Origin of the sequence: Bacillus sp. FSL R5-0286 (genome assembly GCF_038593245.1) — a bacterium.
Classification (GTDB): domain Bacteria; phylum Bacillota; class Bacilli; order Bacillales; family Bacillaceae; genus Bacillus; species Bacillus altitudinis.
The window spans coordinates 992,616-1,014,662 of record NZ_CP151977.1; the positions used below are offsets into that span (position 1 = coordinate 992,616).

Consider the following 22,047-nt stretch of genomic DNA (forward strand, 5'->3'; position numbering starts at 1 on the left):
ATTTATTTCACGATCAGTACAGGTATATCTGATTTGGACGATAACTTTTCACTCACACTGCCAAAGAGCATTTTTTTCAATCTGCTTTGGTCACGTGCTCCCATGACGATGAGGTCTGCTGAAATCTTTTCAGCGTATTCGATAATCGCTTCTGCAGGCTCCCCTTCAACAATTTCAATCGCAGCTTCAAACTGCTCTTCATTTAACAGCATTCTTGCTTCTGCAACGACCTCTTCTGTATGATCTTCAAAAATCAAGGGACTTTGCTGTTCATCATGAGGTACGTACACAGGGGGTGTTTGAAGGTCTGCCATGCCGCCTCCGATATAAGCGCCGCCAGTCATTGGGCGAGGTGCATCAAACACCTGTCTGCTGGATTTCCCATCATGAGCGTAGGCAACGGTCAGCTTGGCATTCAACGTTTTGGCTAAAGCGATTGCCTTCTTTAATGCTTTCTTACTGTCTTCATGTCCATCAAACGCAACGACCATCCGATCAGCTTGAAACAATGTCCTCATTCCTTTCAAAAGGAGTCTATACGTTCATGGTATACCCGTTATGAGAAAAAGATACACATGAAAACGATTGTGTTTTTGTTAGAAAATTTCATTTATTGAAAAATATTTATTGACAAAATGGTGACAGCCACTATAAGATAAAAAAAGATTCAAGAGCCAAAAGGAGGAAATGTCATGTGCAACATCATTGGAAGAATGAAATCAAACTGCATGAATGGGTTGATTCACGTGACAATTACACCTTCATTGGTCATTGAAAAGGGACTCGTATGTTCCAATTGATCGGATGAATCAAGGCGTATGTTGCGTATTTGTCAACATGCGCCTTTTTATCATGTATAAAAGAGGCGTACCAGTTAGCTGGTTGCCTCTTTTTTTGTTGTATACATTTCGTATCTCGAAATAATGGAATGCATCAACAACTAAATGAAGAGGAGTGAAAGCATGTGAACATGCCAAAGGCAAGACAAATGACAAAAGTTCAAAAAACGAAACAAGGTGACAATCAGGAAAATATAGAAAGCGGCTAGCTTTAAAAGGAGAGACAAACATGTTTTCAGTATTTGTGAAATTAGGCTGGTTCTTTAAACAAGAGTGGAGGCGCTATACAATCGCCATTACGCTGCTGCTCATTGTGAATGTGCTTGAAATGCTGCCACCGAGGTATCTAGGTCAAGCAGTTGATGACATTCGGTCTGGTCAATTTACAACATCCAGTATCTTATTTTACGTAACCATTTTTTGCTTACTTGGTGTCAGTGTCTATGCGCTCACCTACTTTTGGATGTATCAGTTATTTGGCGGCGCAAATGTCATGGAGCGTGTGATGCGCGGAAAATTAATGCGCCACTTACTTAAGATGACACCCACCTTTTATGAAAAGAAAAAAACCGGAAATCTAATGGCGCTAGGTACAAATGATTTGAATGCTGTGGCTTTAACAACAGGCTTTGGCGTTTTAACATTAGTCGATTCCACTGCTTACATGCTCATGATCTTTTTTACAATGGGGCTGACGATCAGCTGGAAATTAACTTTAATGGCCATTATTCCGATGCCGCTGATGGCGATTTTGATAGCGTTTTATGGCAGTAAAATTCATGAACGCTTTACAGTTGCTCAAGATGCATTTGGTGATATGAATGATCGTGTATTAGAATCAGTTGCCGGCGTTCGGGTGATCCGTTCTTTTGTACAGGAAAAACAAGATGTGAATCGCTTTCGAGAAATGACAGACGATGTCTTTCAAAAAAATATGCGTGTAGCGATCATTGATTCATTGTTTGAGCCGACGGTGAAATTGCTTGTGGGGATCAGTTATTTAATCGGTATCGGTTACGGGGCATATCTTGTGTTCCAAAGTGATTTAACCATTGGTGAGCTTGTCGCATTTAACGTCTATCTGGGGATGATGATCTGGCCAATGTTTGCCATTGGTGAATTGATTAATATCATGCAAAGAGGAAATGCCTCATTAGACCGGTTGAATCATACACTCAGTTATCAACCGGATGTAACTGACGCAGCCAAGCCAAAAAGATTACAAGAGCCTGGCGATATTCAATTTGAACATGTGACATTTAGGTATCCAACTTCCTCTAAAGATAATCTAACGGATGTCTCCTTTACTGTACGAAAAGGGCAAACGATTGGTATTACAGGAAAAACGGGAAGCGGAAAAACAACGATTGTCAAACAGCTTCTTCGTCAGTATCCGACAGGTGATGGGAAGATCTTGCTTTCAGGTGTTCCAATTGAGGACATTGAATTGGATCAACTGTTCCAATGGATTGGCTATGTTCCACAAGATCATGTCCTTTTCTCAAAAAGTGTAGAAGAGAATATGCGTTTCGGTCATAGAGACGCGAGAGAAGCTGAATTAGCACAAGCGATTAAAGATGCTTACTTTGAAAAGGATTTACGCCTTTTACCAGAAGGCTTGGAAACCATGGTTGGAGAAAAGGGAGTGGCGCTGTCAGGAGGACAGAAGCAGCGGATTTCCATTGCACGTGCTTTATTAATTGATCCAGACATTTTGATTTTGGATGACTCTTTATCTGCAGTTGATGCAAAAACAGAAACGGCTATTTTAGAGAATTTAAGACAAAATCGTCATGGAAAAACGACATTTATTACAACCCACCGTCTATCAGCTGTAGAGCATGCGGATCTCATTCTTGTCATGGAAGAAGGACGTATTGTTCAAAAGGGAACCCATAAAGCGCTTATTCAGCAAGATGGATGGTATAAAGAGCAATTTCTGCGTCAGCAGCTGACAAATCAGCTGGAAGGAGGGGATGAGGCATGACAACAGGGAGAAGACTTCTTACCTATGCACTCCTGTATAAAAAAGTATTGTCTGTTGCTTTGATCTTTCTGATCATTGCAGTTGGTGCTGAGTTGACAGGACCTTTCATTGGGAAAAAAATGATTGATGATCATATTTTAGGTGTAGAAAAACCTTATGTTGAGGTAAATGAAAAAACAGATAAAACGGTTTATTACCAGGGAAATAACTATATAAGAAGTGACCGGCTACAGAATCAAAATGAAGCTGGAAAGCAAATCAATGTCGTGCAAGTCGGATTTGGGTACTATTTTGTGAATGAAAAGATTCGATTTGACGGGAGCCGGACAATAGAAGGGGATCAGCTCACCATTGAAAATGGGAGCGAGCGTGAGACGTATCAGGTACAGCGTTTATCCAAAGAGGAAATCTTTGCTTTTTATCAGCCGGAAATCAGTGGTTTGGTACAGCTTGTTCTATTTTATTTTGGGATGCTCGTCATTGCGATTTTCTTTCAATATGGGCAACACTATTTACTCCAGCGTATTGCAAATCGCATTATTCAAAAAATGCGAGTGGACGTATTTGAACATATTCAAACGCTTCCGATTCGGTATTTTGATAATTTACCGGCTGGAAAGGTTGTCGCGCGGATTACGAATGACACAGAAACCATTCGTGATTTATATGTTACAGTACTAGCGAATTTCGTCACAAGTGCCATTTACATGATTGGTATTTATACCGCCATGTTTTTATTAAATGTGAAGCTGGCGCTCATTTGTTTAGTGGCTGTTCCGATTATTTTCCTATGGTCGATGACTTACCGAAAGTTTGCGTCGGTTTACAATCACCGCATTCGTTCCATCATTAGTGAAATTAATGCCAAGCTAAATGAAGCCATTCAAGGAATGACGATTATTCAAGCATTTCGACATGAACAAGCAACGAAAGAAGAATTTGATGAGCTGAATAACAATCACTTTCGATATCAGCGAAAGATGCTTCATTTAAATTCACTGCTTTCACATAACTTGGTGAATCTGCTTCGGAACTTAGCATATGTCGCACTCATTTGGTATTTTGGCGGCGCGTCCTTAAGTGCGACGGGCATTGTGTCGATTGGGGTGCTCTATGCATTTGTCGATTATTTAAATCGTTTGTTCCAGCCGATTACAGGCATTGTGAATCAATTCTCTAGATTAGAATTAGCCAGGGTTTCATCTGAACGGGTCTTTCGATTATTAGATGAGCCAGGTACTGAAGTGGAAGAACCAATTCAGAAGAAACTAGAGGGACACGTCCAATTTCAGGATGTTACCTTTGCGTATAATGAAGGGAAAAATGTATTAAAGAACATCACCTTTGAGGCGAAAAAAGGTCAGACGGTGGCACTCGTTGGACATACCGGTTCTGGGAAAAGTTCGATCATGAATTTGCTGCTACGTTTTTATGATATTCAGCATGGGGACATCCTCATTGATGGAGAAAGCATCTATGATCAGTCGCGCCAAACGCTGCGTAAGCAAATGGGCATTGTACTACAAGATCCTTATTTGTTCTCTGGAACGATTGCGTCCAATGTCAGTTTAGGAAATGAAGACATTAAAAGAGAAACGATTGAAACATCGTTAAAGCAAGTGGGCGCAGCAGAACTATTAAAGCATTTGCCTGAAGGTTTTGATGAACCAGTTGTTGAAAAGGGGAGTACTCTTTCCTCTGGGGAGCGTCAATTGATTTCATTTGCCCGTGCACTGGCATACGATCCAGCGATCTTAATTCTAGATGAAGCGACGGCTAACATTGATACAGAAACAGAAGCCATCATTCAGCGGGCACTGGATGTCGTCAAAGAAGGACGAACCACTTTTGTCATTGCACACCGATTATCTACTATTAAGAAAGCTGACATGATTTTGGTGTTAGAAAAGGGTGAGATTGTCGAGCGCGGCAGCCACGAAGAGCTCATGGAGCAAGGCGGACTGTATGCGCAAATGTACGAATTACAAAAGGGAGCTGTGACGAGCGGCTGATAGGATGAGTAGCAAAAGCCACTTTCAATTTGAAAGTGGCTTTTTCATGGCAATGAAAAAAGTCGAGGCTTTATGATATGATCTCGACTTTTACTGGTTGTATATCATTTACACGAACTAAATGGTCAATAAGCGATACCGACACGTTGATGCACAAATTCTTTTGAGTTTAGCTGCTGATACAAAAAGTGTGCGGTATCTTCAACTGAGATTTTCTGTCCATCTATAGGGAGAAAATTCTTTTCATAGCGATATGACCGTGTCACTTCTCCATCTGGTAAATAGGTTGGGCAAATGATTGTCCAATCTAGTTCAGTTGATTGAAGAATTTCAAATGCTTTGGCATGTTCTTTAGCAGCTCGGGAAGTGGTTCGCCTTGATTCATTTGTTTCAAAGCGGTAAAGCTCGGGCTGCTGCCTTGCTTTCAAAATCCCTGCTGTACCAATCGTTATAATTCTTGATGTTCCTGTTTGCTTCATGGCTTGTACGATATGCTCCATTGAAACAGATAAAGTATCATCACCATCTGTTGATAGACAGCTCACGACAATATCTGATCCTTTAATTGTTTCAAGCACATCCTCTTGATTTCTGGAATTGCCGGTGACTTGAAACATACCCGCAAGCATTTCTTCCCGGTTTGTCCGAATTAACGAGCGAACCATGTAACGATCATCTTCTTTTACGAAACGAAGAAATGCTTGTCCTACACGTCCATGAGCACCGAAAAGAGCTATTTTCATCTGATCGATCCCTCCACTACATACTATAAGTGAAAAGAACTTAAAATGGTACAGTTTTATGTCATGCTTTTTTTATAAAGATGAAAGGACCGAATACTATGAGCATATTCACATAATAGAGAGAGACCGACAAATTGTAGAAGTTCAAAATTCACACCTGAAATAATGTCCATAAAGATCCGCTCCTTTCTAATACATCATATGAATTCAAAAGGAATCGGTGAGGGATAAAACCAAAAAAAGAAGACACCATAAGAGGTGCCTTCTATGATCCAGATATGAAATTAAGCTTTTGTTCCGCCAAGGTTTTGCTGAGCGTAAGATACAAGACGTTTCGTGATTTCTCCACCAACTGAACCGTTAGCACGAGCTGTTGTTTCTGCTCCAAGGTTTACACCAAACTCAGAAGCGATTTCGTATTTCATTTGATCGATTGCTTGCGCTGCTCCAGGAACTAGTAATTGATTTGAACTATTAGAATTTGCCATGATGTGAATCTCCTTTTTATATAAGATTTTTTTGGTTGGGTTTGCTGGAGTCGCACCAGCGAAATGACCAAGTCATTTGCCACTTGGCGAAACCCAATGCGGTAACTGCTTTGTACTAAATATTATGGTTCGCTACGAAAAAAACATACGGAAAAAGAACATGGTAAATGTTGTTTTCATATACAAAAAACCACCACCCAATGGTGATGGTTTGTGGAACGTCTTCTTATTCAGCTGAGCGGATGCGCAGCTCAGTCTCTGTATCAAAGAAGTGAGCTTTATTCATATCAATGGCAAGAGGGATCGTCTGCCCTGCCTGAATATCTGTGCGAGAATCAACACGTGCAATAAACGTTTGACCAGCAAGAGAAGAATAAAGCATCGTTTCGGCTCCCATTAATTCAGCCACTTCTACGTTTGCTTCAATTTTTGTTCCTTCAGAAGCCTCTATAAACACAGGCTCATCATGGAAATCTTCTGGTCTGATGCCTAGAATCACATCTTTTCCGATATATCCCTGACTGCGTAAAACTTTCATTTTTCCTTCTGGTACACGAATGTGCGTATTCCCAATGGCAATGGCTCCGTCAGACAGTTTTCCTGTAAAAAAGTTCATCGCTGGAGAGCCAATAAATCCACCTACAAAGACATTCTCTGGGTTTTCATACACATCCTTTGGTGCGCCAACCTGCTGAATAAAGCCATCTTTCATGACAACAAGCCGAGTAGCCATTGTCATGGCTTCTGTTTGATCGTGTGTGACATAGATGAATGTCGTCTGCAGCCGCTGATGAAGTTTAGAAATTTCGGCACGCATCTGAACACGAAGTTTAGCATCTAAATTAGAAAGAGGTTCATCCAAAAGAAAGACTTTTGCATCGCGCACAATGGCCCTTCCAAGTGCAACACGCTGTCTTTGACCTCCAGACAATGCCTTAGGTTTTCGATCTAAGTATTGTTCAAGCCCTAATATTTTCGCAGCGTTTCGTACCCGCTCATCAATTTCTGCTTTAGGAAATTTTCGAAGCTTTAATCCAAAAGCCATATTATCGTACACATTCATATGAGGATATAAGGCATAGTTTTGGAAAACCATCGCAATATCCCGGTCTTTTGGTGCCACATCATTCATTCGCTTGCCGTCTAATAGAAAATCCCCTTGTGAAATTTCTTCAAGGCCTGCAATCATGCGGAGGGTTGTTGATTTTCCGCACCCAGATGGACCAACAAATACAATAAATTCTTTATCCTCAATATGTAGATTAAAGTTATCTACTGCTGTTACTTTGTTATCGTACACTTTATAAATTTGATTCAGCATCATTTCAGCCATAGCTGGTAGCCTCCCAGTCCTTTTTTGAAAGCGCTTTACTTATAAATGAAGTGTATAAAAAGGAAGGGTGTCTGTAAATGGACAACGTGCACAACATCTTATTTTCATTTTTAGGCAAGGTGCTCATGTTAGGATCATTCATTTAAGAAAAATCGAGAAGGTTCATCATGAAATAAGCAGCTGACGCTTCTTGAAAATGCCGTATATCTAGTCCTGTCCGTTCAATAAATTTATCAATCCGATACTGAAGGCTGTTTCGATGAACATATAACGCTTTTGCTGCCTGCGATGCATTTAAATTACACTGCATATAGGTCGTGAGAGTTCTGTAAACGTCCCGATCAAAGATTGTTTCTATAAATGCATCTGATATAGCGGCAGAAACCATGTCTGTATCATGGCGAATGAAAGCAGGTAAACATTGATAAAATGTTGCAACCCCTGACCTAAGTTTTCCTTGCTTCAGATGCCATAAGAAGAGCTGATGTTCATTTAATAATCTCATTTTTAAATTTCCATTCGGCAAATGCAGCTGTCCTTGCATGAAGACAACGTCTGTTAAAAAATCACTTGTGATGGCTTGAGACAAATCATGTATCTGTTCAAGTTGACCATTTTCTGATGTAGCGTTTGTTTGAATGAGCATAGCTGTTTCAGTGCCTGTCCATATGAAATGAATATGTTCGAGGCTGCTGTTCACAGCCTCTTTTATTTGCTGCCTTTGTTCTGCTTGGTGATCCATTTTGAAAAAATAAACACGGACGGATTGATCGATGGTGATTGATTTGTTTTCAAAGAGATAGCTGTACCATTTCTGTTCTTCTTCCGTTTCCTGCGTATGAGGTACATCAATTGGTGTGAGGAATGAATTGAGAAGAAGCGTTTCCCTTTCTGTTAGCTCCGTTTTGTTTACTCCAAAAATTTCGCCTTCGTCTGTTTGATACCAGAGAATTTGTTTATCATTTGTTGGTGAACTGATGATATGGTGTCCGTAAACAAGTTTTAGTTTTTCTAACATGGCGAGGCTCCTTAAACAGTTTAATCATACACATGGAATAGCATTAATTCATGGATTTCTTCTTTTAAGGTTGGTTCAACTTCATGAGGCGGAAGCTGAGAGCCCCATTCAATATCACCCGTTTTGTGATAAATGCCTTCATAGTGTGAACCATTATGAAAAAAGGATATTTTCCAGCCAGGTAATTGCGCTTTTTTAAAGAGAGGTTTCCATTGAAAATGAGAAATCATATCATCATTGCCTCCTTGCTTTTATTGATGAAACAATAAATACACACGACAATACGGAAACAACCTTGAACTTGGTTTTATTGTATCTCATCTGATGAAAAGAGCATAGGGAAAGCACAGATTTCAGAGACATGAAAAGAAAACATCAGTAGGCGTTTGCATGGTCTATAGGAGTAAGAGCCATTTGTGTTAGGTAAGATGCGTATTCAACGATTCTTTTCCCAATCAGCCATTCTGAGTTTTTCAATGGTGCATGCAGAAAAATCTCGCGGCCTGGACGAGAATTGGCTTCAAACATCCAGATAGCACCTAAGTGATCAATACCTAAGTCAAAACCAATTTCCCCAATCAGACCAGGCATTTTTTCATCTATCACACGACTAAGAGCGAGGGCAGTATCAGAGAGCTCTTGCAAAACCTTCAAACGTTTCTCTGCATCAGGAAAGATATCATATAGTGTTTTTACTGAACCACCATGCAGTTGATGGGTTGTGACAGTGTGATCTCCTGAAACTTTTCCAGCAGCGGCTGTAACAGTCCAATGACCATACTTATTTTTATTCGTATGAATTCTAAAATCCAGTGGTTGATTGTCTATTTGAAGAAGCTCAATGCCTTGTTGTGCAATCAAGTCTTGAATTGCACAATCTTCCCGCAGTTTTTTCACGAAATGGTCTACGGAATGATATGAAGTGGATTTCCCTTTATTTGAGCAGACAGTGACCCCGTTTTCCGTCTTCTTTAACTGATAAATCCCGTCTCCGTGACTGCCGTTTGTTGGTTTTAAATAAATGACATGATGCAGATGAAGGAGTGTTTCTATTTTATTTAAAGCATCAACAGGATCTAATCGTATAGAATGTGGTAAGAAAGAGCTTGTTTTTTCATCTGTTAATAGCTGTTCATGAATGTCCCATTTATTAAAAAAATAAGGGTTGAACCAAGGGATATCGTAGTCTTGAGTGAGTTTTCGTTTTGTTTCTTGAATGAATGCCGACTGAGCAGCCTTTCTATTAGGCAGCCGGTCATAAACAACGGATGGGAGGGGCATCTGCTTTTTTACCCAGCGCTCCTCTTGGTAAAGCAAACCTTCTACTATTCCTTTATCCCAATCGATAGAATGAGTACCAAAAAGATATGCAAAACCAGCATGCTGCCTGCAAGATTGCAGCAATTTCATAAAATAGGAAGATCTTGCGCCTAAAGGTGCTGTATTTTGTTCGAATCCTGCAGTGAAAATGCCGATGAGAGGTCCTATATAGAGTGTATGTTGAACTAATATGACATCAGCTTTTGTTTTGTATGGAATGAGTAAAGCGCGATAAAGGTCTTCTGATAATAAAATCATTTGAGATTGATGATGATAGGAAATGGCGAAATCATCTACTAAACAAGAACCTAAAGCAATAGATAAAATTGCCTCCTGCTCTTTAAACTGAGCAGGGAGATATACTGTTTTTTCACTTGCTGAATGAGGAGCGATGATGTAGCGTTTTCTCTTCATAAGGAACCTCCTTTTCTTCAGCCATCATCGATTTGGCATGTTCAAGTATGGTCTGAATCAATTGATTCTCCCTCTCAGGGTAAGCTTTTAAAAAAGAGGATCGTCCTGGCTTTGATCTTACATTTGAGATGAAAAGTCTGCCTTCATTTGTATGAAGCAAGTCTATAGCGAATTCAATACACGGTGAGAAAGTTTTGTCTATAAACGCTGGAAGAGATGATTGAATGGAGGCAATATCATCTAACAACAGCTCCTTGATGTGTGGCTTTAATGAGTTTAAATAGTGATCAAAGGCTACCACATGAATGGAATTTTGTGTATTGCTTAAAAGGCTGTTTTCTACTGATGGTTTTGTATGAATCCCCATGCTATTCCATTGATTTTGTGAATTTTTTATAAGAAAAATCCTAATTTCATTGAATATAACGTCTTTTTGATCATTCGTGTTAAAAAATTGAAGGAAAGATCGGCCGATATACTTTTTGCACCAGCGTTCAACCTCTGCTGAATGTGAAAAGGTGATGATTTGCTGAGCGTTTAGCTGCACAGTAATGAGTGATTTGTTTCTTAAAGAAATGAAGCAAGAGGGTGCTGCGTGCTGTTGAGAAAGCGGCTGTATTTTACAATATCCGCCCTTTCTGACCAAGTTGAGCAGTTCTGAAGGCTCTGTCAATAGAGAGCAGACAGGTAAGTATGGTTGTAAAGAAGGGAGGAGACGGAGCTGCTCGAATAGCCGCATTTTATTTGAAATTCCAGTATTCAAAAAAACGGTTTTTGGATACTTTTTTAACCAATTCATGATAGGTTTTGCTTTTTTAGATTGTGCGTCATGCTGATAAAGACAACGATCATAAATCAAGTCAGGAATCTGAAATTCTGACGCTTCAAATCCTTTGCCAGTCTTAAATTTTTGACCGTGAATGACATTTGAAGCAGGCTTTAAATCTAGAGGTGAAAAACGAACAACTTCTAAATCAAAAGAAGAGGCTGCTTTGGCAAGCTGATGTGTGAATGCTTCTTCATGCTTCGGAGAAAGAGTGACAATGCCGAGCGTTGACGTCATGAAACAACACCTACTTTTCAAATTCTTTTTTTAACATCTGAAAAACACTTTTTGTTGATTTTACATAAACTTGGCGTTCCTATATCATTACGACAGATCGTTGTCTCATATGTCACATTGAATGCTTCATTTGCTTGGACTCTTGACAACAACTATAATACGTATAGATAAAAACAATAAACTTCAGGTGTTGTTTGAAAGGTAGATGACGACTTTGGATATATTCACAACGTTTATCTTTATGATTGTGATAGGTGCAGTGATAGGGGCAGCAACAAACCATCTCGCGATTAAAATGCTTTTTCGTCCGTATAAGCCATATTATTTATTTGGGAAGCAGCTCCCATTTACACCGGGTCTCATTCCTAAAAGAAGAGATGAAGTAGCCAAGCAGGTTGGCGTCATGGTGATGGAGCATTTACTAACGCCAGAGGGCATTAAAAAACGATTTGAATCATCAGAGGCAAAGCAAGAGATATTGAGGACAGTGCACCGATATATTGATAAAGGTGCTGATATGGAAATGACGGTTTTCTCCATGTTAGAAAAATACGGTTTTTCACAGGCTGACGTTAAAGCTGACGCATGGCTTCATCAGTGGACTGATCATAAGCTCCACTCACTGCTTGAAAAGTATGATCAGCAAACATTGTCTGAGCTGTTGCCACAGGATGTAGAAAATAAGCTTGCATCAAAAATTCCAGATGCCGCAGATTATATTTTAAAGAGAGGCATTCATTATTTTGAAAGTGATGAGGGAAAAGCAAGACTCGGTCATATGATAGATGATTTCTTAAAAGAACGAGGAATGCTTGGCAGTATGGTCCAAATGTTTTTAGGGAATTCAAGCTTAATTGATCGCGTGCATCCTGAAATGATGAAGTTCTTAAAGAATGCAGAGACAAAAAGGTTTTTATCAGATTTACTTGTTCAAGAATGGGACAAGGTAAAGCAATTTTCTTTACATGAGCTTGATGAAAAATGGAATGTGAAAGAGCTTCTATTTAGTGTGAAAAAGCAATTGCTTTCACATTTTTCTACAAAGGTGCTGTTAGATAGACCAGTAGGAGTTTACATCAGTGCAGTAGCGGATGATCTTAAGACCAAATTTGCACCATCTCTCATTGATAAAGGGATTGAAGCCGCATCTAATGCGCTTGAGGGACTGCTCGCAAAGCTCCAATTTGAAGAAATTATTCGTGAACAAATTGAACTTTTCCCGCTTGAAAAAATGGAAGAGCTTGTGATCAGCATATCTAATAAGGAGCTGAAGATGATCACATTTTTAGGCGGTCTTTTAGGTGGATTGATCGGTGCTGTCCAAGCGATTTTTGTCACCTTATTCTAAGGCAAGATCGAGAAATTTCGATGAATTTATTGTATATATGTGAAACGAAAGCCATAGTTTGTTATAGTGGAGTGGTGTCCGCCGATCCATATCGGTGATAACGGATAGAAAGGAGACATAACATGTCTGTAAATCTTTATGATGTTGCATATGACCTTGAAAAAGCACTGCGTCATAGCGAAGAATATTCAGCGTTAAGAAATCTTTATGATGAGGTAAACGGGGATGAGTCCTCTAAAAGAATGTTTGAGAACTTCCGTGACATTCAAGTAAACCTTCAACAAAAACAAATGACTGGTCAAGAGATTACACAAGAAGAAGTAGAGCAAGCGCAAAAAACGGTTGCACTTGTGCAACAGCACGATAAAATCTCTCAGTTGATGGAAGCAGAACAACGCGTAAGTGTTCTCATCGGTGAATTAAATAAAATTATCATGAAGCCTCTTGAAGAGCTTTATGGAAATACTGAAGAAAATTAATTGAAAGGGCGATCATATTCGCCCTTTTTTTCATTCATATCGCCGCTTGTATATCTTTAAAAAAAGGGTTGTCGAAGCTCGTAAATTCTGCGATAATACTTATTGAAAGTGCTTTCAAAAAGCGCTATCGTGATGAATTGGGTGCGTTCCACTTTGGATTTACGGCGATGAGCCAAATGAGAGAGAAGCGCTTCTGGGAGAAAAGCAAAGCATAAGGGGATATGATATAAGCAATGCTTTGGTGTGTGAAAGATGAGGGGATCATGGGGAGCTTCATCACGCCATTGTTACGCATCCAAACCATACATAAAAAAAAGCCTAGGGGTAGGCTTTTTTTATTTGCGATTGAGGCATAAAACAAGGGCTGCTTCAACTGCATGTTCTAAAGCGCCAAGCTAGGGCATATCCTCATCGTAAGTACAGTCATCAAGAAGGGGGATGCCTCAGTGTCAAAAAAGCTACTTGCACTCAATATAGATGGAACGTTGCTTCGTTCCAATGGGAAAATTCATTCCGCTACAAAAGAAGCTGTGGAATATGTTAAGAAAAAAGGGGTTTACGTGACGATTGTCACCAACCGTCATTTTCGATCTGCACAAAAAATTGCCAAGGCGTTGAAAATACCAACTTCAACTCTTGTAACGCATAGTGGTGCATTTATCGCTGATAAGCTTGATGAGCCGCTCCATGTGAAGAAATTAACGGAAGAGAAAACATTTAATCTTGTGCAGATCCTTGAAAGCTTTAATTGTAATGTTCGCTTGTTACATGAAAAATTCTCAATCGGCAATCGGAAAAAAACACAGTCTCAACTGATGGGAAAAACGTTGATTCATCCGTCTGATCCCATTTTCTATCCCGTTCAATTTGTTGAATCATTAAGTGATATGCTCATGGATGAACCGGTTAGCACACCTGTCATTGAAGTGTATTCGACGGCAGCACTTCAGCCTGAAATCCACACAACCATTCAACAAGCATTCCCATCTGTTGATCTGATTAAGATCAGTGATGAGAAAATGAACATTGTATGCAAAGGGGTATCGAAAGAAGCAGGACTTTCTCTTTTAACTTCAGCACTAGGTTTTACATTAGAAGATACGGTCGTGATCGGTCACGGGACAGACGACATCCCGATGCTTGAGTTAGCTGGCTTAGGCGTTGCGATGGGGAATGCACCTCATTCGGTCAAACGTAAAGCCGATTGGGTGACACGTTCTCATGATGAACAGGGTGTTGCTTATATGATCAAAGAATACTTTAGAATGCAGCAAAGGGAAGGTTTTTTACATCAATTTGATATTAAACGATAGTATAGTGAAGGCCCTGTCTATTAAGAAATGGCAGGGTCTTCTTCTGTTCTCTTCATTGCTTTTCCTAGATGAATTTTGTAAAATGAAACAAGTTTGAAGATAAAGGTGATACGATGCGAATTTTAATTAAAGGGCTGTCTGATGAACGATTTCATCGACCGCTTGTCAATATAGCCAATTTATTCGAAGAAGATAGTGAAGTGCTGTTTGATCCAGGTGAAGCGAACGATGGCCTGGTCATGGTGTTTGATTGGAAAGAAACTGGCGGTATGGTGGAGGCTTCTGGCCATATTGCTGGATCAGATATGACGAGTTGTTTTACAAGAGAGATGCCGGAGGGCTTGAACGATAAAGAGCGCTGGAAGCAAATCAAAAACACTGTGCTGTCTGTTTATTTACATCTGCTTCAGGAATATACAGGAATGACGCAAAAATGGGGGATTCTTACGGGGATACGTCCTACGAAATTACTTCATAAGATGCTAAGAGAAGGCATGACAAAGGAAGAAGCACATGCAGCGTTAAAGCGCGATTACTTGATTCATGATGAAAAGATCAATTTGATGCAGGAGATTGTTGATCGTCAAATCAAAGCCATTCCAGATCTGTACGATCTACAGGAGGAAGTGAGTATTTATATCGGTATTCCTTTCTGTCCAACAAAATGTGCTTATTGCACGTTCCCTGCTTATGCCATTCAAGGACAAGCTGGAAGAGTGGGAACGTTTCTTTTTGGGCTGCATTATGAGATGCAAAAAATGGGCGAATGGTTAAAGAAACATGGGATTAAAGTGACGACTGTTTATTTTGGCGGAGGTACTCCAACGAGTATTACAGCAGAAGAAATGGATTTGCTGTATGAGGAGATGTATCGCTCTTTTCCAGATGTGAAACATATTCGGGAAGTCACTGTAGAAGCGGGACGACCTGATACGATTTCACCTGATAAGCTGGAGGTGCTCAACCGTTATCATATTGACCGGATTAGTATCAATCCGCAATCATATGAGAATGAAACATTGAAAGCGATTGGCCGGCACCATAGTGTGGAAGAAACGATTGAAAAGTATCATTTATCAAGGCAGTATGGCATGAATAATATTAACATGGACTTAATCATTGGGCTGCCAGGAGAAGGGCTAAAGGAATTCCAACATTCCTTGCAGCAAACAGAAGAACTGAAGCCTGAATCTTTAACGGTGCATACCCTTTCCTTTAAGAGAGCATCTGAAATGACCCGCAATAAGGAAAAGTATCAAGTGGCAGACCGAGAAGAGATCACACGTATGATGGATGAAGCAGTTGCTTGGACAAAGGCACATGACTATCATCCGTACTATTTATACAGACAAAAAAACATTTTGGGGAATCTCGAAAATGTCGGGTATTCGTTAGATGGACAGGAAAGTTTGTATAATATTATCATTATGGAAGAGGTGCAGACGATCATTGGCATTGGGTGCGGCGCTGCGAGTAAATTCATTGATCCGCGAACCGGAAAAATTACGCAGTATGCCAATCCAAAAGATCCAAAGTCTTATAATGATCGTTATGAGCACTATACGGAAGAGAAGATTCAGTTTCTTGAGTCATTATTTGTTTCTCACATGTAAACACTGCGGTGACGCAGTGTTTTTTTCATTTGTAAAAGGGTATATAGGGGGTAAAAAGGAAAAGCAGGTGTACATATGATGGATGTGATCGGAATTGGGATTGGGCCAGCAAATTTAGGATTGGCCGCTTTATTAGAGGAGTATGAAGATGTGACATGCTGTTTTTTTGAACAGGAAACCGAATTTGCTTGGCATCCTGGTATGCTCATCAAAGGAACGGACTTACAAGTTTCCTTTCTAGCGGACCTTGTGACAATGGCTAATCCAAGGAGCAAGTATACATTTTTAAATTATTTACATGAATCAAACAGGCTTCACCGATTTTATACATTTGAACAATTTGATATCCCCCGGAGAGAATTCAATGAGTATTTATCATGGGTTGCAGGTGAATTAGATAGCTGCCAGTTCGGGATGAAGGTGGAAGAAGTGACCGACTGTGAAGACGGGTATCTTGTAAAAGTTCGGCGGTTGAAAGATGGGGCGCTTTCTGAATATCGTGCAAAGCATGTCGTCCTTGGTACTGGAAGCAAACCGATGATTCCTGTCGATGTGCCAGAAGCTGCGTTGCCGCATGTGACCCATAGCAGCCGTTATGTAGATCAACAAAAAGAACTTCATGAAGCTGAAACGGTGGCGGTGATTGGTTCAGGTCAGAGTGCAGCTGAAATTTTCTTAGACCTGCTTCAGCATCAGAAGAAAGGACAGCAGCTTTCATGGTTTACACGTTCAAGTGAATTTAGAGAACTAGAGACAGCGGAGCTTGGTCAGGAGCTATTTACACCTAAGTATGTTGAATATTTTCATTCCCTTCCTTATGAAGAACGGATGAACACATTGCCTAGACTGGCAGGATTAAGGAATGGCATAGATGCATCGACGCTTTCTCGCATTTATCAGGAATTGTACCATCGATCCGTTTCAGGAGAAGAGCCATCTGTACTCATTCAGCCAATGACTGAGCTTGAAGCGATACATATGGAGGATGAGCAGCAGGTAGAGCTGCATTTGAAACAATGGCAGCTGAAGAAAGAAAAGAAAATCACAGTCGATCATGTTGTATTGGCTACAGGATATAAGCCTAATATTCCGGAATGGTTTAGCGCATATGAACCATTGATTGAATGGGAAAGCGATGAGCATTTTAAAGTGACAGACGACTTCAGGCTTGTGTTTAAAGACAAACGGTCTCATCATCTCTTTACATTCACGAACCTCGATCACTCTCATGGAACAGCGGCGACCAATTTAAAACTATCGATCTACCGCAATCAGAAAGTCATCCGAACCATTCGCGGGGATACGAAAGAACAAGTGAAGCAAGAAACAGCATTTCAGCAATTTGAATAGATATAAAAAAGGGCCCCTGCACAGGGCCCTTTTCAATTAAATGGTTGTTTCTCTTTTTACTTTTGGTTTTTCAGTTTTCCATTTGAAGATTTTGTTTAGGATTTGATAGATACGCTTTGATTCTTTCGTCACTAGCGGTCCTAAAATCGCAAGGATTAATACATATAATGCAGCAAATGGCTTCAATGTAGCGGCAAGCCCGCCTGCAATCCCAAGTTCGGCTACAATGATGGAAAACTCTCCTCTTGATACGATGGTTAATCCAATATTAGAAGAAGCTTTATGAGAGAAACCGGCTCTTCTTCCAGCAAACATCCCGGCGGTGAAGTTCCCAATTAAGGTGAGAATGACAGCGCCGATCGCAAGCCAGAAGGCATCTCCTAATGTAAATGGATCAATACTCAATCCGAAGCTGAAGAAGAACATGGCGCCAAAGAAATCTCTAAAAGGAACAACGAGATGTTCAATGCGGTCTGAGTGCTCTGTTTCTGAAAACACAAGACCGAGTAAGAGAGCGCCAATGGCCTCTGCGACATGAATCGTCTCTGAAAAACCAGCCACGAAGAACAAAGCGGCAAAAATGACAATGATAAATACTTCATTTGAACGGATATCGAATAGTTTGTTTAATAGTTTTGGCAGCTTACGTGCGATGATAAAGAAAATCATCATGTAACCAAAAGCGATTAAAATAGATAATAAGGCACCGCCAACGGACGTGGCATCTCCAAGGACAAGACCGGATACGACAGATAAATAGACGGCGAGAAAAATATCCTCAAACATAATAATCCCAAGAATTAACTCTGTTTCAGGGTTCGCTGTCCGTTTTAAATCGACAAGGACTTTGGCGACAATGGCGCTGGATGAAATGGTGATAACGCCTGCCATAATGAGGACTTCAAGGAATCCAAAGCCTGTGATAAACCCATAAAGCAATCCTAAGCTAAAGTTGATCAAAATATAAATAGATCCGCCGACTGCAATGGATTTACCTGATTTTATGAGTTTGCCGACAGAGAACTCAAGCCCGAGGTAGAATAGAAGGAACAGGACACCCATTCTACCAAAAAACGAAATAATCTCGGTGCTCTCGATAAATTTCAAATCAATGATCCCGATGGTTGGTGCATGCGGACCAACAATCATCCCGAGGACAATGAGAAAAGGAATGATAGAAAATTTAATTTTATTGGCGATTAAGCTGGCAATGGCGATGAGAATAAGCGCCGTTCCAACTTCAAAGACTAAATGATCCATTCATCACTCTCCCCCTCTAGAAAGAAAATCACGTATCAATCGCTTCAAGTGTTTTCTTTCGCCTGAAATGACCATCGTATCATTTGCTTGAATAATCGAATCGGCACCGGGGTTGAGTAATTTTTCATTTGTATGTTTAATGATCGCAATGACGGTGACTTCATAATTTTGTCTCACATCTAAATCGCCGAGTGTATGTCCAACCGCTTTTGCGTCTTTTTCTACCTTAAACCATTCAATGATCAAATCATTGAACGCCATTTCAATCGTTTCAAGTGCTTGCGGCTTATACACCATACCGCCAATAATGGCAGCAATTTGCCGGGCTTCAGCATCATCGAGAGAAATGGTGGACAGTACTTCATCTGGATCTTCATCGTCGAAACGATAAATCTCCCGTCTGCCATCATCATGAATCACAATCGTCATCTTTTCTCTATTTCTCGTTTCAATTTCAAATTTCTTTCCAATCCCAGGAAGATCATTTTCTTTAATGTTCATTTTATCCCTCCGAATATGATAGGTTTTGTTTTTCATATAGTGAGTACGGATGAAATAAAATGAATCAGTCGAGGTAATTTGATTGGTACATAATGGGGATTGCACACTTCATTTCTAAAAAACATAAATCAATAGATAACGCAGTGGCTAGTGCAAGCTTTACAAGAAAAGCTTTTGAAGCGCCTATTGATAACCTCTGTTTTAACAGAAGAGATGCGGCATGTTTTTTTGAGAATGGAGGTGTCTTCACAGCGTTGATTTCTTCATCATAAATCGATGGAGAAATCAGGCCTGGTGTGCTCGCTTCTGCTTGTGAAGCAAAAACGACATTTGAAAAGGGAGAAAACATGACGATGCAACTAATCAATATACATATGGAACTTCTTATCAATCATCCTCCCCCTTTCAAATGATGTTTTATTTCTTATTTTACTATATAAAAATATATTTCTCGTTTCAACAATTATGCTTATTTTAGTATCAGTTGATCTTGAAATTTTTTATGTAGAGGAAAAGGAATTACTTGATGGAAATTGAAGTAAGTCATGAGCTTGAAAAGAAAGAGGGGGAATGGATGATGACATATATCAATTGTCAGGTAGACGGGGATATTTTTGAAATCGTTTTCAATAGACCTGAAGCGTATAATTCGTTTCATGTTGACATGTTTGCTGAATTGAAGGAAGCGTGTGATACAGCGAGTGAGAGCAGTGCGAAAATTGTTGTTCTTAAGGGGATGGGCAAAGGGTTTTCAGCAGGCGGAGATATTGGCATGATGCTAAAGCAAGATCGTGAAGAAGATTTTCATCGCGTGATGGATTTGATCGAGGGAATTACACTTTCTTTAGCCAGTATGAAAAAAGTGACGATTGCACTTGTCCACGGGGCAGCGGCTGGTCTTGCTTTTAGCTTTGCCCTTAGCTGTGACTATTTGTTTATGCATCAAGATGCTAAACTTGCCATGAACTTTAATGGAATCGGGTTAATCCCAGATGGCGGAGGGCATTTTTTCCTCACCAAAAGAGTTAGTGAACAAACCGCTAAACAATTGATTTGGAGCGGACAAAAGCTGCCGGCTGAAGAAGCGCTCAAGCTTCGCCTTGCAGACGGCGTGTTTCAAGATGAGGTGGATACGTATCAAAAAGCGTGCGTCAAGCCATTTTTAAATATGCCGCTTCAAGCCTTTGTTGAAACAAAGATGATTTATTTTCAGCAGTCAGAATCACAGCTGTTAGCCGTTCTTCAAAAAGAGCGTGCTGCACAAGCTAGACTGAGACAAAGCAATGATCATCAGGAGGGTGTTCAAGCGTTTTTGGAAAAAAGACGTCCTGTGTTTCATTAAATAGAAGAATGAATGGCCGGCGGATGCCGGCTTTTTTAACGTTCAAATAAAAGAAGTTTACCTGCATCATTTACGAGCCGGTGAGAATGCTTTGTGTATTGTTGTTCGATTAAACGATGACGTCCTAATTCTTTTGCTTTTTCATCACTATCTGTGGTGATTTTTTCGTTTAATAAGGTTTCACCTGACGAATCAAATACAGTCAAATAGTAGGTTTTCTCCATCTCTGATCTTCCCTTTCTTCTTGTTTTTTAATGAATTATACAAGGAGGAAGTTAAAACCTCTTTTTTCACCCCTAAAAATGTGTTTTTTAGAATGAGAGCGATAGAACGTGCATTCGTAAAAACGGCGTGATAAAATATGGACAACTACAGTAACGTACAAGGAGATAGACGTTTGACGAAGCTCACTTTTATTCATGCCGCAGATCTTCATTTAGATAGTCCGTTTGCGGGAATGTCCAATATACCGAACCGAATTTTTAAGAGGTTGAAAGAAAGTACATTTCAAAGTGCCAAGAACATGTTTGAGCTTGCAATTGATCGAGAAGTAGACTTTATGCTGCTGAGCGGAGATATATTTGACGAATCGAATCGCAGCCTAAAAGCACAGCTTTTTTTAAGAAATCAGTTTCTTAAGCTACAATCACACGGGATTGAAGTGTTTATTATTTATGGTAATCATGATCATTTAGGTGGTGAATGGACACCAATTGAGTGGCCAGAGAATGTTCACGTTTTTTTGAGCAGTACGCCAAGTGAGCAAGCCTTTTATAGAGAAGGTCAGCTTGTGGCAAGTATTTACGGGTTCAGCTACAAAGATCGAGCTGTCCATGAAAATATGACACCTTATTATGAAAAAACAACAAATGCCCCCTATCATATTGCAATGCTTCACGGCACATTAGCAGGTCAAGAAGGGCATGATGCGTATGCACCATTTCAGCTTCAGCAGCTTCTAGCGCGGGATTTTGATTATTGGGCGCTTGGACATATTCATAAGCGGGCTCTTCTGCATGAAGACCCACTGGTGATCTATCCTGGAAACGTGCAAGGAAGACATATAAAAGAAACAGGAGAGAAAGGCTGTTATGTCGTTTACCTATCTGAAGACGCTCAAAGAGCGGAGTTTATGAGCTGTTCAGATGTCATCTTTGAGACATTGACAATAGATATCACACATACCGCTCATATGACCGATCTTGTGATACTTGTGGACAAAAAGATAAGTGGACTGAAAGAGAGAGGTGTTCCTCATTTTGTAAAAATCGAACTAACTGGCGATGCTCCTGCTTATATGGAGCTCACGCAGCTTGAAGTGCTTGAGGAGCTGATGGCTGTTCTTCATGAACAGGAGGAAGATGAAGACTTGTTCGTTTGGGTGATGTCGATTGACTGCCGGACACATGAAGATGCCGTCTATCCAGAAGATTCTTTTTTGACAGAACTAACAGCAGAAATTGCCGAGTTTGATGCGTATGATGAGCTGCTTTCACCGATCAAGCGTCATCCAACTTATAGAAAGGCAGGGAGAGCTTTTACAAAAGAGGACGAGATCGATATTAAAGAAGAGGCACAAAGGCTGCTGGCAGAACAGCTGAAGCATTTATGAGAAAAGGAGAGG

Annotated in this window: 21 protein-coding genes; 9 read left to right on the top strand and 12 right to left on the bottom strand. The window is 40.1% G+C overall.

Translation table 11 applies throughout. The features are described 5' to 3' along the window. Positions 1-2: 2 nt before the first annotated feature. Positions 3-509 (bottom strand): universal stress protein, encoded by a 507-nt coding sequence (locus NST24_RS04975; protein ID WP_017360333.1) that lies wholly within the window; start codon positions 507-509, stop codon positions 3-5. A gap of 559 nt (positions 510-1,068) precedes the next feature. Here NST24_RS04975 and NST24_RS04980 point away from each other — a divergent pair. After that, complete coding sequence (locus tag NST24_RS04980; protein WP_342462402.1) at positions 1,069-2,826, top strand: ABC transporter transmembrane domain-containing protein; 1,758 nt, start codon at positions 1,069-1,071, stop codon at positions 2,824-2,826. Continuing rightward, the gene (locus NST24_RS04985) at positions 2,823-4,838 is read left to right on the top strand and encodes an ABC transporter ATP-binding protein (protein ID WP_342462403.1); all 2,016 of its coding nucleotides are present in this window, start codon (positions 2,823-2,825) and stop codon (positions 4,836-4,838) included. Before NST24_RS04980 ends, NST24_RS04985 begins: the two co-directional genes overlap by 4 nt. Before the next feature lie 125 nt (positions 4,839-4,963). Here NST24_RS04985 and NST24_RS04990 read toward each other — a convergent pair whose 3' ends face one another. From NST24_RS04990 to NST24_RS05020, 7 genes are all read right to left on the bottom strand, one after another. Beyond that, a complete protein-coding gene (locus tag NST24_RS04990) occupies positions 4,964-5,581 on the bottom strand; it encodes an NAD(P)H-binding protein (RefSeq protein ID WP_008348943.1) in 618 nt (205 codons plus the stop codon). A 284-nt stretch (positions 5,582-5,865) separates the two neighbouring features. After that, entirely contained in the window at positions 5,866-6,069 is a 204-nt protein-coding gene (locus NST24_RS04995; protein ID WP_008348940.1) for an alpha/beta-type small acid-soluble spore protein, read from the bottom strand. Positions 6,070-6,295: 226 nt separating this feature from the next. Beyond that, a complete protein-coding gene (ugpC, locus tag NST24_RS05000; RefSeq protein ID WP_024719977.1) occupies positions 6,296-7,402 on the bottom strand; it encodes a sn-glycerol-3-phosphate ABC transporter ATP-binding protein UgpC in 1,107 nt (368 codons plus the stop codon). Between the two features lie 142 nt (positions 7,403-7,544). Then, positions 7,545-8,420, bottom strand: coding sequence for a helix-turn-helix domain-containing protein (locus tag NST24_RS05005; RefSeq protein WP_342462405.1), 876 nt, complete (start codon positions 8,418-8,420; stop codon positions 7,545-7,547). Between the two features lie 20 nt (positions 8,421-8,440). Then, positions 8,441-8,650: a YheE family protein gene (locus NST24_RS05010; protein WP_008348933.1), complete on the bottom strand. Its 210-nt coding sequence runs from the start codon at positions 8,648-8,650 to the stop codon at positions 8,441-8,443. A gap of 145 nt (positions 8,651-8,795) precedes the next feature. Next, positions 8,796-10,154: a YheC/YheD family protein gene (locus tag NST24_RS05015; RefSeq protein ID WP_168948498.1), complete on the bottom strand. Its 1,359-nt coding sequence runs from the start codon at positions 10,152-10,154 to the stop codon at positions 8,796-8,798. Beyond that, positions 10,111-11,217, bottom strand: coding sequence for a YheC/YheD family protein (locus tag NST24_RS05020; RefSeq protein ID WP_342462406.1), 1,107 nt, complete (start codon positions 11,215-11,217; stop codon positions 10,111-10,113). The genes NST24_RS05015 and NST24_RS05020 overlap by 44 nt, the downstream gene beginning before the upstream one ends. Before the next feature lie 214 nt (positions 11,218-11,431). Between NST24_RS05020 and NST24_RS05025 the strand changes: the two genes are divergently transcribed. The 5 genes from NST24_RS05025 (at position 11,432) to NST24_RS05045 (ending at position 17,320) form a co-directional block, all read left to right on the top strand. Next, positions 11,432-12,565, top strand: coding sequence for a DUF445 family protein (locus NST24_RS05025; RefSeq protein WP_024719981.1), 1,134 nt, complete (start codon positions 11,432-11,434; stop codon positions 12,563-12,565). 122 nt (positions 12,566-12,687) lie between these two features. Further along, on the top strand, positions 12,688-13,044 hold the full coding sequence (locus tag NST24_RS05030) for a YlbF family regulator (RefSeq protein WP_008348927.1): 357 nt from the start codon (positions 12,688-12,690) through the stop codon (positions 13,042-13,044). Between the two features lie 446 nt (positions 13,045-13,490). Further along, complete coding sequence (locus NST24_RS05035) at positions 13,491-14,357, top strand: Cof-type HAD-IIB family hydrolase (protein WP_159159507.1); 867 nt, start codon at positions 13,491-13,493, stop codon at positions 14,355-14,357. A 113-nt stretch (positions 14,358-14,470) separates the two neighbouring features. Then, positions 14,471-15,970, top strand: coding sequence for a coproporphyrinogen III oxidase (locus NST24_RS05040; RefSeq protein ID WP_342462407.1), 1,500 nt, complete (start codon positions 14,471-14,473; stop codon positions 15,968-15,970). Between the two features lie 75 nt (positions 15,971-16,045). After that, positions 16,046-17,320, top strand: coding sequence for a SidA/IucD/PvdA family monooxygenase (locus NST24_RS05045; RefSeq protein WP_108611342.1), 1,275 nt, complete (start codon positions 16,046-16,048; stop codon positions 17,318-17,320). A 36-nt stretch (positions 17,321-17,356) separates the two neighbouring features. Here the strand turns inward: NST24_RS05045 and NST24_RS05050 are convergent, their stop codons facing one another. From NST24_RS05050 to NST24_RS05060, 3 genes are all read right to left on the bottom strand, one after another. Next, complete coding sequence (locus tag NST24_RS05050) at positions 17,357-18,580, bottom strand: cation:proton antiporter (RefSeq protein WP_007497140.1); 1,224 nt, start codon at positions 18,578-18,580, stop codon at positions 17,357-17,359. Between the two features lie 3 nt (positions 18,581-18,583). After that, positions 18,584-19,081, bottom strand: coding sequence for a cation:proton antiporter regulatory subunit (locus tag NST24_RS05055; RefSeq protein ID WP_017366937.1), 498 nt, complete (start codon positions 19,079-19,081; stop codon positions 18,584-18,586). 64 nt (positions 19,082-19,145) lie between these two features. Next, the gene (locus NST24_RS05060) at positions 19,146-19,472 is read right to left on the bottom strand and encodes a potassium:proton antiporter (RefSeq protein ID WP_235683797.1); all 327 of its coding nucleotides are present in this window, start codon (positions 19,470-19,472) and stop codon (positions 19,146-19,148) included. A gap of 135 nt (positions 19,473-19,607) precedes the next feature. Here NST24_RS05060 and NST24_RS05065 point away from each other — a divergent pair, with 135 nt between their 5' ends. After that, positions 19,608-20,423: an enoyl-CoA hydratase gene (locus NST24_RS05065; protein ID WP_268381637.1), complete on the top strand. Its 816-nt coding sequence runs from the start codon at positions 19,608-19,610 to the stop codon at positions 20,421-20,423. Between the two features lie 35 nt (positions 20,424-20,458). Here NST24_RS05065 and NST24_RS05070 read toward each other — a convergent pair whose 3' ends face one another. Beyond that, positions 20,459-20,647, bottom strand: coding sequence for a YhzD family protein (locus tag NST24_RS05070; RefSeq protein ID WP_024719988.1), 189 nt, complete (start codon positions 20,645-20,647; stop codon positions 20,459-20,461). A 173-nt stretch (positions 20,648-20,820) separates the two neighbouring features. On the opposite strand from NST24_RS05070, the gene NST24_RS05075 reads away from it, so the two are divergent. Beyond that, a complete protein-coding gene (locus tag NST24_RS05075; RefSeq protein ID WP_342462408.1) occupies positions 20,821-22,035 on the top strand; it encodes a DNA repair exonuclease in 1,215 nt (404 codons plus the stop codon). Positions 22,036-22,047: the final 12 nt, after the last annotated feature.